Source organism: Paenibacillus sp. FSL R5-0407, assembly GCF_038009185.1.
Lineage (GTDB): Bacteria > Bacillota > Bacilli > Paenibacillales > Paenibacillaceae > Fontibacillus > Fontibacillus vini.
The window spans coordinates 2,039,086-2,054,936 of sequence record NZ_JBBPAX010000001.1 but is presented as its reverse complement, the minus strand read 5'-3'; the positions used below and the strand labels follow the sequence as shown (position 1 = coordinate 2,054,936).

11 protein-coding genes are annotated in these 15,851 nt (G+C 52.0%); all 11 read left to right on the top strand.

The window, feature by feature from the left end:
* Positions 1 to 147: 147 nt before the first annotated feature.
* The 11 genes from araA to NYE70_RS09785 all read left to right on the top strand — a co-directional run bounded on the left by araA (position 148) and on the right by NYE70_RS09785 (position 15,846).
* Complete coding sequence (gene araA, locus NYE70_RS09835) at positions 148 to 1,635, top strand: L-arabinose isomerase (RefSeq protein WP_211019987.1); 1,488 nt, start codon at positions 148 to 150, stop codon at positions 1,633 to 1,635.
* 127 nt (positions 1,636 to 1,762) lie between these two features.
* Entirely contained in the window at positions 1,763 to 2,863 is a 1,101-nt protein-coding gene (locus tag NYE70_RS09830) for a GntR family transcriptional regulator (RefSeq protein WP_341045828.1), read from the top strand.
* Positions 2,864 to 2,985: 122 nt separating this feature from the next.
* The gene (araD, locus tag NYE70_RS09825) at positions 2,986 to 3,681 is read left to right on the top strand and encodes an L-ribulose-5-phosphate 4-epimerase (RefSeq protein ID WP_280520392.1); all 696 of its coding nucleotides are present in this window, start codon (positions 2,986 to 2,988) and stop codon (positions 3,679 to 3,681) included.
* A gap of 54 nt (positions 3,682 to 3,735) precedes the next feature.
* Complete coding sequence (locus tag NYE70_RS09820; RefSeq protein ID WP_341045827.1) at positions 3,736 to 5,406, top strand: ribulokinase; 1,671 nt, start codon at positions 3,736 to 3,738, stop codon at positions 5,404 to 5,406.
* A 77-nt stretch (positions 5,407 to 5,483) separates the two neighbouring features.
* Positions 5,484 to 6,614, top strand: a complete 1,131-nt coding sequence (locus NYE70_RS09815) for a sn-glycerol-1-phosphate dehydrogenase (RefSeq protein WP_341045826.1) — start codon at positions 5,484 to 5,486, stop codon at positions 6,612 to 6,614.
* Positions 6,615 to 6,871: 257 nt separating this feature from the next.
* Positions 6,872 to 8,203, top strand: coding sequence for an ABC transporter substrate-binding protein (locus tag NYE70_RS09810; protein ID WP_341045825.1), 1,332 nt, complete (start codon positions 6,872 to 6,874; stop codon positions 8,201 to 8,203).
* A gap of 68 nt (positions 8,204 to 8,271) precedes the next feature.
* Complete coding sequence (locus tag NYE70_RS09805; protein WP_341045824.1) at positions 8,272 to 10,341, top strand: alpha-glucuronidase family glycosyl hydrolase; 2,070 nt, start codon at positions 8,272 to 8,274, stop codon at positions 10,339 to 10,341.
* Positions 10,342 to 10,483: 142 nt separating this feature from the next.
* On the top strand, positions 10,484 to 11,458 hold the full coding sequence (locus tag NYE70_RS09800) for a carbohydrate ABC transporter permease (protein WP_341047565.1): 975 nt from the start codon (positions 10,484 to 10,486) through the stop codon (positions 11,456 to 11,458).
* The gene (locus tag NYE70_RS09795) at positions 11,455 to 12,300 is read left to right on the top strand and encodes a carbohydrate ABC transporter permease (RefSeq protein ID WP_211019981.1); all 846 of its coding nucleotides are present in this window, start codon (positions 11,455 to 11,457) and stop codon (positions 12,298 to 12,300) included. The genes NYE70_RS09800 and NYE70_RS09795 overlap by 4 nt, the downstream gene beginning before the upstream one ends.
* A 105-nt stretch (positions 12,301 to 12,405) precedes the next feature.
* Positions 12,406 to 14,145, top strand: coding sequence for a sensor histidine kinase (locus tag NYE70_RS09790; RefSeq protein ID WP_341045823.1), 1,740 nt, complete (start codon positions 12,406 to 12,408; stop codon positions 14,143 to 14,145).
* An 84-nt stretch (positions 14,146 to 14,229) separates the two neighbouring features.
* Positions 14,230 to 15,846 carry a response regulator transcription factor gene (locus tag NYE70_RS09785; protein ID WP_341045822.1) on the top strand — a complete coding sequence of 539 codons (1,617 nt, stop codon included), beginning with the start codon at positions 14,230 to 14,232 and terminating at the stop codon, positions 15,844 to 15,846.
* Positions 15,847 to 15,851: the final 5 nt, after the last annotated feature.

Here is a 15,851-nt window from a genome sequence, read left to right as displayed (position 1 = left end):
TTATTTTTACGCTTGATATTTGGCCGGAACCGGAATAGAATGAATCTAGAATCACTTGTACGTACAACAACACGATATGTCGATTTGTATAAGATATTGTATGTACAAGTTACTTGGCAACTTAAACTTTTAGGAGGCGTTAGAATCATGAACTTGAAACCGCATTCATTTTGGTTTGTAACCGGAAGCCAGCACTTGTACGGACCTGAAACTTTGGAGCAGGTGGCTGAGCATTCCCGCATTATCGCGGAGCAATTTGATAAAGACCCGGTATTCTCCTATCCGGTCGTATTTAAGCCGATCGTAACGACGCCGGACGAAATATACAACCTGTTGCTGCAAGCGAACGGCGACGCATCTTGCGCGGGTGTGATTACGTGGATGCACACCTTTTCTCCGGCAAAAATGTGGATCGCAGGCCTGTCCCAGCTGCAAAAGCCGCTTTTGCATCTGCACACGCAATTTAACCGGGACATTCCATGGGAATCGATCGACATGGACTTCATGAACTTGAACCAGTCCGCGCACGGAGATCGGGAGTATGGCCATATCGGCGCACGTCTTGGAATCGCCCGTAAAGTTGTTGTCGGCCATTGGGAAGACGGCGAAGTGCGCAGCGACATTGCCGGCTGGATGCGTACGGCGGCATCTTATGCCGAAAGCCGCAGCTTGAAGGTAGCGCGCTTCGGCGACAATATGCGCGAAGTGGCCGTTACGGACGGCGACAAAGTATCCGCGCAAATTCAGTTTGGCTGGTCCGTCAACGGCTACGGGATCGGTGATCTGGTTCAGGTCATGAATGAAGTAAGCGACGCGGAAGTGAAGGCGTTGTTGAACGAATATGCGGAGCAGTACACGATTACCAAGGAAGGGCTAAGCGAAGGGGCGGTACGCGATTCGATCGCCTATCAGGCGCGGACGGAAATCGCCTTGAAGCGGTTCCTTGAGGCGGGCAACTTCGGTGCTTTTACGACGACTTTTGAAGACCTGCACGGAATGAAGCAGCTACCGGGACTTGCGGTACAGCGTCTGATGGAAGCCGGGTACGGCTTCGGCGGCGAAGGAGACTGGAAAACGGCCGCTTTGACCCGTGTGCTGAAAGTGCTCGCCGACAACAAGAGCACCTCGTTCATGGAAGATTACACATACCATTTCGAACCGGGCAATCATATGATCCTCGGCGCGCACATGCTGGAGGTATGTCCGACGATCGCGGCTACGAAGCCTTCGATCGAAGTGCATCCGCTCGGTATCGGCGGCAAAGAGGACCCAGCCCGCATCGTATTCGACGGACAAGACGGCCCGGCGGTCAACGCTTCGCTGGTTGATCTTGGACATCGTTTCCGCCTGCTTGTCAATGCGGTTGACGGCGTCAAAGTCGAGAAGCCGATGCCTAAACTTCCGGTAGCCCGCGTTCTATGGAAGCCGCAGCCTTCCCTGCGCGAATCCGCGGAAGCCTGGATTTTGGCCGGCGGCGCGCATCATACGGTCCTGTCTTACACCATTACGTCGGAGCAACTGACCGACTGGGCTGAAATGGCGGGAATCGAGGCCGTGATCATTGATAAGGACACTTCGGTGCGCCAGTTCAAGAACGAGCTCCGCTGGAGCGATGCGGCTTACCGTTTGCGGTAGCATTCACTCCCTCCGGATTTGCCCGGCCTGTGATACAATAGCGGTTAGAGTGCAAGGTGCGCCCCAACACATAAGCTGCACTAATAAAAATGTACGGCGGCTGGAGTAAATGAAGGATGGATAATAGATGAACAATCGGAAAATTCCAAAATACATGCAATTGAAACAGGAATTGCTCTCGTGGCTGCAATCGGGCAAGCTGCAGCCCGGGGCGCAATTTCCTTCCGAGAATGAAATCTCGGAGCAGTTCGGCCTTAGCCGGCAAACCGTCCGGCAGACCTTCGGTGAATTGGAGAAGGACGGCTGGCTGGAGCGGATTCAGGGCAAGGGAACATTCGCCCGGAACCCGCAGCGGCGTGAAGGCGAGCAGGTCAAGACGATCGGAATCATTACGACGTATATTTCCGATTATATTTTTCCGCACATCGTTCGCGGAGCGGAGGCGGAACTGCGCAGCAGAGGATACCGGCTCCTTCTCAGCAGTACGGACAACACGAAGGAGAAGGAGATGGAAGCCCTGCAGCTGATGACCAGTCAGCCGCTTAGCGGGCTGATCATCGAGCCGACGCGGAGTGCCGAAGGCAATCCGAATCTGCGTTACTTTCTCGATCTTCAAGAAAAGGGGATTCCTTACCTGATGATCAACGAGAAATACCGGGAATTGGAGTGCCCCTGCCTGAAGGTAAATGACGAGAGCGGAGGGTATCAGGCGGCGCGTTATTTGCTGGATGCCGGGCACCGCTATATCGCCGGATTTTTCAAAACCGACGATTTGCAGGGTGTGGGACGGTTGAAAGGTTTTTTGGCTGCTCATAAGGAGCGGGGAATATCGGTTGCCTCAAACCGGGTCGTTACTTACACGACGGAACAGAAACAAGATCTCCCTTATCGGGAAGCTGTTAAGCTGCTGAAAGCGATGAATTCGCCTGAGGGGGAGCGCCCGACGGCGTTTGTCTGCTATAACGACGAATTGGCTTTGCTGCTGATGGAAGCGGCCGCCGAGTGCGGGCTGCGCGTTCCGGAGGACTTGTCGCTGATCGGCTTTGACGATTCCAGCCTGGCGGCGGCCTCGGGGACGAAGCTTACGACACTCACCCATCCCAAGACCGAGATGGGGATTGCAGCGGCAAGGCAGCTCATCGGCATGATCGAACAGGGGGCTCTTTTTGAAGATACGGTTTACGAGCCTGAGTTGATTGAACGGGATTCTGTAGTCAGACGTAGCTGAGAGAAACGGCAGGGCTCGCTTGGTAATGGTAGAGGGAGTCCCTGCTCCTCAGTAGGGTAACTTGTACGTACAATTGAATTGAACCAGTGGATTAAAAGAAAATAGAAAGGAAGTGCCGCAACATGCTGGAAGCATTAAAGCAGCAGGTGCTGGAAGCCAACCTGGAATTACCCAAACACGGGCTGGTCACTTTTACGTGGGGAAATGTGAGCGGGATCGACCGGGAAAGCGGGTTGTTCGTCATTAAGCCTAGCGGGGTGCCTTATGAAGAGCTGAAGGCCGAGCATATGGTCGTTATGGATCTCGAAGGTAACGTTGTCGAAGGAAATCTTCGCCCTTCTTCCGACACTCCGACTCATATGGTGTTGTACCGTTCGTTCCCGGATATTGGGGGCGTAGTACACACGCATTCTCCTTGGGGTACGAGTTGGGCTCAGGCTGGACGTTCACTGCCGGCTTACGGGACGACGCATGCGGATTATTTTTACGGGGAAATCCCCGTGACGCGTCCGATGACCAAGGAAGAAATCGAAGGCGCTTACGAACTGGAAACGGGAAATGTGATTGTGGAGCGGTTCGCTGACCTGGGCGTGGATCCGAACATGGTGCCCGGCGTGCTGGTGCACGCTCATGCGCCGTTTGTGTGGGGCAAAGATGCACATAATGCGGTGCACAATGCCGTAGTTCTTGAAGAGGTAGCGAAAATCGCCGCCCGCATGCTGCAAATCAATCCCCATACGCCGCCGATGGACCAGACTTTGCTGGATAAACACTTTTTGCGTAAGCATGGGGCAAACGCTTATTACGGACAAAAGTAAAAATAATACGATTCGATCTCTTCATCATTCATTTCATAATCTGGAGGGTTAGTTATGAGCAAAAAATATACGATCGGGGTCGATTACGGAACCCAATCGGGCCGCGCCGTACTGGTGGACTTGTCGAACGGTCACGAGGTTGCCGACCACGTTACTCCATATCCGCATCATGTCATCGACGAGGAGCTCCCGGTTTCGGGCATCAAGCTGGAATATGACTGGGCGCTTCAGCATCCGGACGATTATTTGGAGGTATTGAGAAAATCGGTGCCTTCGGTAATCCGGGAATCGGGGATTGATCCGGCCGAAGTGATCGGGATTGGCATCGACTTTACGGCCTGTACGATGCTTCCGGTGGATGAGCAGGGCGAGCCGCTATGCTTTGACAGCCAATATAAGGATCTGCCGCATAGCTGGGTGAAGCTGTGGAAGCATCACGCTGCCCAGCCGGAAGCCGACAAGATCAACCGGATCGCCGAGGAACGGGGAGAGGCGTTCTTGCCGCGCTATGGCGGAAAGATTTCCTCCGAATGGATGATCGCCAAGGTGTGGCAAATCCTCGATGAAGCGCCGGAAATTTACGAGCGTGCGGATATGTTCCTGGAAGCGACGGATTGGGTCATTTCGCAAATGACGGGTAAAATTGTGCGCAACAGCTGTACCGCAGGCTACAAGGCAATTTGGCATAAGCAGGACGGATACCCGAGCAAGGATTATTTTAAAGCGCTCGACCCGCGTCTGGAAAACCTGACGGAGACCAAGCTGCGCGGAGAGGTTATTTCGCTCGGGACGAACGCCGGCGGCCTTACGCCGGAAATGGCCGAGATGATGGGCCTGACACCAGGCATCGCCGTGGCGGTAGGCAATGTGGACGCGCATGCGGCTGTTCCTGCCGTGGGCGTCGTAACACCGGGCAAATTGGTCATGGCGATGGGAACCTCGATTTGCCACATGCTGCTGGGCACGGAAGAGAAACAGGTGGAAGGCATGTGCGGTGTCGTGGAAGACGGCATTATTCCGGGGCTTTATGGATATGAAGCCGGGCAATCCGCCGTTGGCGATATTTTTGAGTGGTATGTGGAAGAATCGCTGCCGGCTTACGTCAAGGAAGCGGCATCTGCGGAAGGCATCGGCGTACATCAGTGGCTGGAGAGAGAAGCGGCGAAGTACAAACCGGGCCAAACCGGACTGCTTGCCTTGGATTGGTGGAACGGGAACCGGTCCGTTCTGGTGGACACGGATTTGACAGGGCTGATCCTCGGCATGACGCTGTTGACCAAGCCGCAGGAAGTTTACCGCGCCCTGCTGGAAGCGACCGCCTTCGGCACGCGTAAAATCGTAGACGCGTTCCATTCGAACGGCGTAGTGGTGGATGCGCTGTACGCTTGCGGCGGACTGCCGCAGAAGAACCGGCTGCTCATGCAAATTTATGCGGACGTGACGAACCGCGAAATCTTTGTCGCCGATTCGAAGCAGACGCCGGCGCTCGGCGCAGCCATGTTTGCAGCCGTTGCAGCCGGACAGGAAGCGGGCGGCTATGATACGATCATCGACGCCGCGGCTCAAATGGCGCGGGTCAAAGAAGAGACGTTCAAGCCGATTCCGGCGAATGTGGAAGTGTATAACCGCTTATATGAGGAGTACAGCAAGCTGCACGATTATTTCGGCCGCGGCGAGAATGATGTCATGAAACGGCTGAAGAATATTAAAAAATCGGCGGAATAAAGGAAATAAGACAAACTATAGAGAAGAAGCTTTACATCGCCGAGGAACTCAAAACATAGGAGTGGGAGGAACAAGCGATGTCGAAGATTAGTGAGTTGCCCTTTTTTGAAAGTCTTGTCCTGGAGGCCGGAGCGCTGAACCAGGTGGCGCCGTTTCTTGTGAAGCACGGAAGCAAACGGCTGGTACTTGCCGCGGACGGGAATACGTATGAAGCAGCCGGCCGGGATCTGGAGCTCATGCTCCGGGAGGCCGGCTTGGAAGTAACGCTCTGTTTGCTTGAGCCGGCCGGGACCGGCGACGTGGTCGCGGACGAGGCGGCAATCGTACAACTGCTGCTGGCGATCGAACCGGGATTGACGGATGCGCTGATCGCAGCGGGTTCCGGAACGATCCACGATATCGTCCGGTTTGCCGGGCATAGAAGCGGCATTCCGTTCATCTCGGTGCCGACAGCGCCTTCGGTGGACGGGTTTACGTCGGCCGGGGCTCCGCTCATCATCCGCGGAATCAAGAAGACGGTTCCAGCCGTGCCGCCGACCGCCATCTTCGCCGATCTGAATATCCTGATGAAGGCGCCGCAATCTCTCGTTGCCGCCGGATTCGGAGATATGCTCGGCAAATATACCTCCCTGTTCGACTGGAAGTTCTCCCGTCTGACGGCGGGAGAGCCGTACAATGAACAGGCGGCGCTGATCACCGAGCGGGCGCTGAATTCCTGCGTGAAGCATGCCCGGGAGATCGGGCAGCGCACGGAGGAAGGGATCACCGTGCTGATGACCGCGCTGATCGAGTCGGGCATCGCCATGCTTCTGTTCGGGCAGTCGCATCCCGCCTCCGGCGCCGAACACCATCTCTCCCATTACTGGGAGATGGAATTTTTGCGCCGGGGTCACCGGGCGCTGCTGCACGGCGCGAAGGTCGGCGTGGCCTGCGCCGAGATCTCGCGCCTGTATCATGCCGCCGTCGACCGCGGCTTGTATCCGGCCGGCGAGCCGGAAGCGCTGCTGCAGCACAGCGAGCAGGTTCGCGCCTGGCTCGCGGACTTGCCGTCCGACGCCGAGATTCGCGAACTGCTCCGGCAGGCCGGCGGCCCGTCCAGCCTGGAGGAGCTTGGCATCGACGACGAGCTGTTCGCACGCAGCCTGAACGAAGCTCATCTTGTGCGCATGAATCGGCACACGCTGCTGCGGGCGCTGAACGAGGCCTAGAAAACGCATAATAAAGAAGCCCGGCAGGTGCTGGTCAAGCCTTCTTTTAGTGGACATCAATAAAAAGCCCTAGGCAACAAGCTGACTTCGGTACTCAACCGGAGTCAGCTTATTTAGTTTAGGCTTTGCTCGATTGCACGCTTGCATTTTCGTGAGATTTTAAAATAAATCGTGCATCATCCACATATAAACTCTATTTCCAAGATGGTACGATAACGAATGAGCAAGATAATTAGAGTTCAAGTAGGAGGGTTAAAATGATTAAATGGAAGCGTTCTCTTTCCCTTTTGGCGGCGACAGCTTTGATTGGAATCCTGGCTGCCTGCGGAGGAAACGGAGAGACAAAGAACAGTGCCGATTCCGCTGGAAAACCCGCTAACAATACGTCTACAGAACAGCAGGCGCCAAGTGATGAACCTGTAAAATTGCGCATTATGTGGTGGGGCTCCCAACCGCGGCACGAGGCTACCTTGGCTGCGTTGGATTTGTACACCAAGAACAATCCGAACATTACTTTCGAACCGGAGTATTCGGGGATGGACGGATATTTGGACAAACTTTCCACTCAGGCTGCCGCTAAAAACGCGCCGGATATCGTTCAGCTGGATCCGGGCTGGATCCCGGACTGGATGTCCCGTGGTCAATTGCTGGATCTGGCTCCCGAAGTGGATGTAAGCAAATTCGACGAGAAGTTGGTGTCCGCCGGCCAGCTTGACGGCAAACAGTATGCCATGCCTCTGGGTTCGGTAGCATTTGGGATGGTATATGACAAGGCCGCTATGGATAAGCTCGGAATCAAAAATCCGCAAAATGGCTGGACTTGGGATGAGTTTTTCGCTTTGGCCAAAGAATCCAAATCCAAACTGCCGAAAGGCCAATATTTCTCTCTGGACTATGGCGGTAATTACTTCATGTACTCGGCTTATCAATACGCCAAGGGCAAAGGACAGGTGATCACGGATGAAGGCCATTTTAACGTGGATCAAGCGACTTTCGTGGAATGGGCAGCCAAATTCGAAGAGCTTCGTAAGGAAGGATTGGTTCCGCCTGCAGATGTGAATGCCTCCGACAAAGAACACGATCCGCAAATGGATTTGATGGCCGCAGGCAAAGTGTTGATGCGTTACAGCTTCTCCAACAACCTGGGGACTTGGGATAGCATCAAGCCGGGGGCGTATGCACTCGTAACCATGCCGCGTGCCGAGGAAGCGGGCGGATGGCTGAAGCCATCCATGTTCTTGGGAGTGACGAACAACTCCAAACATGCCGTGGAAGCGAAGAAATTCGTGGATTGGTTCGTGAATAGTCAAGAAGCGGGAGATATACTGCAAACGTTCCGCGGGCTGCCGGCTAACAAGGAAATTGCCACCGCTCTGGAAGCGAACATGAGCGATTTGGATAAGGTTGGTCTGGGACTTCTGCGCGCGACGGAGCCGGACGGACAAAAATGGTCGGCCGGTGCGGGCGGATGGACGAATTTTATCGATAAAGACTGGGTACTTGTCCGAGATCAGCTGATGTTTGGCAAAGTGTCGCCGGAACAAGCCTTTGAACAGTTAAAGGAAGCTTCGCAATCCTACGAAAAATAAATTAATGATTGCGGCCCGGGACAGTTTTGCCCCGGGCCTTATATTTTTCATCATGAGGAGGACTATGAATGAGCCGTTATTTTGAGTACCGTCCGGGTGATGGTTATGAGGCTTGGCTGCAGTACCGCCGAACGGACCAGGGGACTAAATTCGAACAGTATGCGCCCTATTGTCATATCGCTGCCGTGATTCAAGATGAAGTGATGCGGACGGCCGTGAATGAGCTGTCACAAGGTCTGGAAGCCATTACAGGCCATTCGGTTGCCGTTACGGAAACTTTGGGAGAGTCTTCAGGCATCCTATTGGGTATCTTTGGAGCAAGCCAAGCGATTGACGAGGCTATCCATGCCGATGCTGCCCGTTCCGTCAAAACCGAGGGCTATGCGATTCAAATCGACGACGGGGCGGAGCAAATAGCGATCGGCGCAGCGGACTCCGCAGGCTTGTTGTATGGAGTGTTCCATTTGCTGCGGATTATGGCGACGGGCGGCGACGTGAAGTCTTTGAATCGGGTCGAAAATCCGGTCAATTCGCTGCGCATGATCAATCAATGGGATAATATGGATGGCAGTGTGGAACGGGGGTATGCCGGGTCGTCGATCTTTTATCAGGATAACCGGGTTGCCAAGGAGCATCAACGAATTCAGGATTATGCCCGGTTGCTGGCTTCTTGCGGAATCAACGCTATTGCGATCAACAATGTCAATGTTCATCGGGTGGAGAGCCGCCTCCTGACCGATTTCCTGCCGGATGTGACTAAACTGGCAGCGATCTTTCGTCAATATGCCATTAAGCTCTACCTAAGCATTAATTACGCCAGTCCCATGGAATTGGGAGGCCTCGCAACCGCGGACCCGCTGAATCCGTCCGTCCGTGAATGGTGGCGTGAAGCCGCAGCGAAAGTTTATGAAGCTATTCCGGATTTCGGCGGATTTTTGGTGAAGGCCGACTCGGAGCATCGCCCGGGACCGTTTACCTACGGACGGGATCATACCGACGGCGCCAATATGCTGGCCGAGGCCGTGAAGCCGTATGGCGGTGTCGTGATCTGGCGGTGCTTCGTGTATAACTGCAAACAGGACTGGCGCGATCGCTCCACCGACCGGGCAAGAGCTGCCTATGATCATTTCCGGCCGTTGGATGGGCGTTTCTTGGATAATGTTATTCTGCAGATCAAGAACGGACCGATTGATTTTCAGGTTCGGGAACCCGTCTCTCCGCTGATCGGGGCCATGCCGCATACCAATCAAATGATCGAGTTCCAGATTGCCCAGGAATATACCGGACAGCAAAGACATGTCTGTTATCTGGTTCCCCAATGGAAAGAGGTTCTGGACTTCGACACATACCTTCAAGAGGAAGGTACCCCCGTTAAACGCATTGTGGATGGTACGGTGCACGGAAATCCCTGCAACGGCTTTGCCGCTGTTTCCAATATCGGAAGCGACGCCAATTGGACCGGTCACTTGTTGGCACAGGCCAACCTGTTCGGTTACGGCCGATTGGCCTGGAATCCGGAGCTGTCCGCAGAGGAAATTGCGAAGGAATGGATTAGGCTAACTTTTGGCAGCCGGGAACCGCTATTCCAAACCATTTATGATATCCTCATGAATTCGTGGGAGATTTATGAATCTTATACTACTCCGCTGGGGGTCGGTTTTATGGTCAATCCGGACCATCATTACGGACCAAACGTAGAGGGATATGAATACTCGCCATGGGGGACCTACCACTATGCGGACAACCATGGTATAGGGGTAGACCGGACGACGGCCACCGGAACCGGATATACTGCGCAATATGCAAATGCCAACAAGCAGAGGTATGAATCGCTGGCGACTTGTCCGGATGAACTGCTGCTTTTCTTCCATCATGTTCCGTATACCCATAAGCTTCATTCCGGCAAAACCGTAATTCAGCATATTTATGATACTCACTTTGAAGGAGCGGAACGGGCAGGCCAGTTGCTGGCGGTTTGGGAGCGGATGCGGGAGCAGTTGGACGAACAAGCATACCGGCAAGTGGCGGACCGTCTTGAGGAGCAGGCTGAGCATGCCAAGGAGTGGCGTGACCGAATCAACACGTATTTTTTCCGAAGAAGCGGAATCCCCGATGAACAGGGAAGAACGATTTATTAATGAACGCATGCAAAAAAGGGGAAAAGTGATCGCCCCTTTTTTTCGTTATATTTTGAAAGAATTCGAGCATTGCCCTCATTTAGCAGAAATTGTGCCGGCGGTATACTTGATCTATACCATTTTGACACACGAGGTGACTGTCATGAATCGTACCACAGCCGCTACAATCCCAGCTGCCCCGGAAACGAAGAAGCCGAAGAAGACGAAGCCTTCGTTTCTAGGCCGATGGAACGCTCCATTAGCGGGCTATCTGTTTATTTCGCCTTGGCTGATCGGGTTTCTTGCGCTGACTGCTTATCCTTTGTTCCTTTCGTTATATTATTCTTTTACCGATTACACGCTAATGAAACCGATGGAGTGGATCGGAACACGGAATTACGAGCGTATCTTTACCTCGGATCCGAAGTTCGTGGATTCCGTGAAGGTTACCTTCACGTATGTGCTTGCCTCTGTGCCTTTGAAGCTGATCGCCGCCCTGTTAGTAGCCATGGTTCTTAACAAGGCGATAAAAGGAATCGGTGTTTACCGTACGGCGATTTACTTTCCTTCCCTGATCGGTGGCAGTATCGGGGTTTCTCTGCTCTGGCGGAACATTTTCGGAGTAGACGGGATCTTCAATAAAATTATCGGAGTTTTCGGTTTTGAAGGAAAGGGTTGGATCACTAGCCCCGACACGGCCCTTGGCACGCTAATTCTGCTAACGGTCTGGCAATTCGGTTCGACCATGGTTATTTTCCTCGCGGGACTGAAGCAGATTCCTAATGATTTGTACGAGGCCTCCGCGGTTGACGGCGCCAACAAGGTTACTCAATTTTTCAAGATCACCATGCCGATGCTTTCGCCAATTCTTTACTTCAACCTGATAATGGGCGTAATCGGAGCTTTCCAAATGTTTACTTCGGCTTTCGTCATCACCAACGGCGGACCGATGAACGCGACTTATGTGTATGCCTTGTATTTGTATGAAAGGGCTTTCAGTAGATATGAGCTGGGATACGCATCCGCGCTGGCCTGGATTATGCTAGTGATGATCGTACTGGCTACGATTCTAATCTTTTACACGTCAAAATACTGGGTATTCTATGAATCCGACACGGGAAGGGAGAAACGGAAATGACACAACGCAAATGGAAACCGGCACTCCGGCATCTTTTCATGATCCTTTTCAGCTTGATTATGGTGTATCCGGTTCTCTGGTGGGTCGGAGCCTCGCTGAAACATAGCACGGAGCTAGGCTCGCCGGGCATCTTCCCGTCCGTTCCGCAATGGAGCAACTACGTCAAAGGCTGGAACTCTATTCCGGGTCACACCTTTACGGACTTTTATCTCAATACTTTCGGACTGGAAATAGCGGTCATCGCTACGACACTGATATCTTGTACATTGGTAGCCTTTGGTTTTGCAAGACTGGATTTTCCGCTCAAGGGCTTCTGGTTCTCGATTCTGATGCTGACCTTGATGATGCCCGGACAGGTGCTGATTATTCCGCAATACACTTTGTTTCACCAACTGGGATGGGTTAATACGTATTTGCCGTTCATTATTCCCCATATGCTTGCGGGTGGGGCGGGAGGCACCTTCTTCGTCTTTCTGCTGATTCAATTCATCCGCGGGCTTCCAAAAGAACTGGACGAATCCGCCAAAATCGACGGATGCTCCTGGTTCGGGATTTACTGGCGGGTTATTATTCCGCTGACGCTGCCGGCTATTATAACCGTAATGATATTTTGTTTCCTCTGGAACTGGGATGATTTCTTGGGGCATCTCCTTTATATCAACTCGGTGGAAAAATATACGGTCGGCTTGGCTCTCAGAATGATAAACGACTCTCAATCCGCCCAGGAATGGGGACAATTACTCGCCATGTCGCTGGTTTCTGTCCTTCCGGCAACGTTTATTTTCATGTTCTTGCAAAAGTATTTCGTGGAAGGCATTGCAACTACAGGCATAAAAGGATAAAATTTAAATTTAAAAAACATTTACCGGTGACGGTAAAGCGACGAATTCTTCGCCGTTTTACCGTTTATTTCGCCTGAATCGCCACGGGGAAGGAAGGGAACACGCTTGACCAATCCTTTTAAAAAATTCAGGATCGATCGCCTGTTTTTTAACAGCTATGCAACAGTCCTTGTTATAGTGATCGCTGTCACCGCGTGGACAAGTTACAGCAATTCGTCGAAAGCGCTTGTACAGACGACCTCCCATTATCAGCAGCAACTACTGGATGAGCTGAATAATGAGATTACAACGCGATTGGTCATGATCGAACAGATTTCCCTGTCCAGTTCCCGCGACAACGAGATGACCCATTATCTTCTGAACCGGCAGGATGAGTTCGAACGGCACCGTAGTCGAGTCGGAGTTGAAAGCGCTCTCGGGAATCTCACGTATGCGATTCCTCTAATTCAAGGGATCGATCTCTATATGAACAATCCGATCCCGAGCGAAAGGCAAAGTTATATTCAATTCAGGGATATTAACGATTTAACGCGGCAGGTATATGCCCAGTGTCTGGATAAAAATGATTTCTGCTGGTCGAAAGAGTATAACCTTTCCAGCCAGCAAGGGGAAATCCCCGTTTTGAGCTTCGCCCGAAAAATTGTTTATAACGATGACTATTTAGGTACGCTCGTCATTCACATCAAGGCGAATGAAATCCGGAGATTGCTGACCGGCAATACGGCTGGGTCCAACCGTATTTTGGCGGACAGTGAAGGTCAACAAATCATGAAAATAGGCGATCCTTTGGAGCAGAACAACTGGTCTCAGTGGGTTGATCTCAAAAGCGACAAATCCGGCTATGTCCATATCAAGGGGACAGGACCATCCGGGAATACCCTTCTTGTCTATTCCAGGATGGATAACTCTATATGGACGCTGATTGAATTCACTTCATGGAACGAGATCACGTCAAGCAGTTTGAAGCTGGCTGAATGGATCGGCCTCATCGGTCTGGCTGCCGTGCTTCTGGTATTGTTCCTGACCCTCTTGATCAGCAGGCAATTTACCAAACCGATCAAACAACTTGTAACCGCGATGCGCCAGTATTCCTTAGGCGGCGAAAAAGTAGACCTCCCGAGTGACTATCAGAACGAATTCGGATATCTCTTTGCCGGATACCGCAAGCAAAACGAGCGGATCGATGAACTTTACATTTCGCTGGAGCGCCGCCATGAACAACAAAAAAAGGCTGAGATCGAAGCGCTCCAGGCCAATATCAACCCGCATTTCCTCTATAATATGCTGGATCAGCTGAACTGGATGGCGATTGAGGCCGGACAGGAGGAGCTGAGCCGCATATTGGAGTTGATGGGACGCATGTTTCGGATCGGCTTGTCAAACGGAAACAGCTTTATTAAGATATCGGATGAACTTCTACATATTCAATGCTATTTGGAAATACAGCAGTTGCGTTGGGGGGACGGCCTCAATTACGTAATAGAAACGGAGCCTGAGCTGGAGGAATTGTTCGTTCCTAAGCTTATTTTGCAGCCGTTCGTTGAGAATTCCATCGTACATGGGTTTAATAAGCTGGACAGCGGCATAATTTCGATTCTAATAGAACAGTCGGGGAATGCACTGCGGGTCATTATTGACGATAACGGCTCCGGCTTGAAGGAGGCGGAAGACAAGCAGCCAAGGCGTCATACCGGCGGATACGGCATTCGTAATGTAAGAGAGAGAATCGCCGGCTATTTCGGCGAACCGTTCGGAGTAACGCTGAAGGAACGGGAAGAAGGCGGAACACGGGTGGAAATTATGCTTCCTCTCCTGACGGAGCCCCCTTCGAAAGCGGACTTTTAGTCGGATGGAATCCTTTGCCGGGTTGGATGGCGGCCCGTTCAGTTGCCAAATTCTGCGCAGTTTAAGGAGGTTGAAGACGGAACTATGTGGAAAATTGCTATCATAGATGATGAACGTCAGGTCCTGCATGGGATGAAACGTGCAATTCCTTGGGATAAGCTGGAGGCAGAGTGGGTCGGAGAAGCTTTGAACGGCGAGGATGGTCTTACGATGATTCGTGCTTCTCATCCGGATATCGTAATCACCGATATTTATATGCCGCGAATGAATGGCTTAGAGATGATCGAACAGCTTCGGAAAGAAGGATTTGAGGGGAAAATCATTATTTTGAGCGGCTATTCGGATTTCGAGTATGCAAGGCAGGCTCTAAGATTCCAGGCTAGCGATTATGTCTCCAAACCGATCAGTATGCCGACTCTGAAAAATATACTAAGCCGAGTGATTCAGGAGCTGGGAGAAGAAGAAGGGAAAAGAAAGAGACAAGGTGAGCTCGAAACCAAAATGTCGCTGTATGAGCCTCTTATTGAGAAGGAATGGGTCCGGTCGGTGGCGATCGGAACTCTGGATCAAGCCTATTGGGGGGACGATCATCTTCCTCCGCCTTACCGCTATTGGCTGAACCGAAAGCATATCGCGATCGGCATAGAATTGATTCGCAATAAACAGGCTTGCCGTATGTCTGTTTCCGACTGGAATCTGTTTCGTTTTGCGGTCAGCAACATTGCCTGCGAAATTGCGCGCAAGTTTTTTCCGGATGTGGAGTTTACCGAGCTTCACAGCACCCGTTCCTTATTGATCCTTCATCCTGAGGAGGAGGACGGTGAGCCGTTTGTTAAGAAATTGGAGGAGCTTGGAACCATGCTGGCCGAGAGTATCGGCAGCTATTTGAAGCTGGAGCTGCGAATAGGAATTGGAGGCCTGAAGCAGGCCTGGACGAAAATTTCCGAATCCACGGAGGAAGCCTTCCGGGCCCTGGATCAAAGTGCGGAGAGATTGGCTTCGGTTTATGAGGTTTATCGCTACCGGGAGAATTTGGGAAGCGAGCAGGACAACGTGTCTCTTTTTCCGGTCAAACTGTCGTTTAAGCTGGCCAATGCGATTAAATCGTCGCAAGAAGCGGAAGCCCATCAGCTTTTGGATGAATATATGTGCTTAATGGTGGAACAAAAAGGCGTATCCCCGGCGGTTGTTCAAATGCTTGCGAGCGAGCTGTGGGGTATCATCACCTACTCGCTTTACGAAACCGGATTTTCGATGGATGAGCTGTTTACGAACGACCAGATTGCCAAAGAAATCGGTGCCTTGTACGTGCCGGATCAACTGACCCAATGGCTGAAAGACAAAATCACCAGAATCTGCAGCAGCAAACAATGGAAAGGGAAGAGCAAGCATCGGCAGGTCGTCGATTTTATGACGAGTTATATTCATGAGCATTATGCGGAAGAGCTGACCCTTGCCGAGCTTTCGGATAAAGTTTTTGTATCCCGGAACCATCTGGCTATTATTTTTAAGAATATGACCGGAGAAACCTTTAATAACTACTTGACCCGGGTGAGGATCGAAAAGGCCAGGGAATTGCTGCTGGAAGGGAACATGCTTGTTTATGAAGTGGCGGAAAGGGTCGGTTATAAGAATATTCCTTACTTTAGTACACTGTTCAAGAAAGTAACCGGTATGAATCCGACGGAGCTGACCAAATAAACACC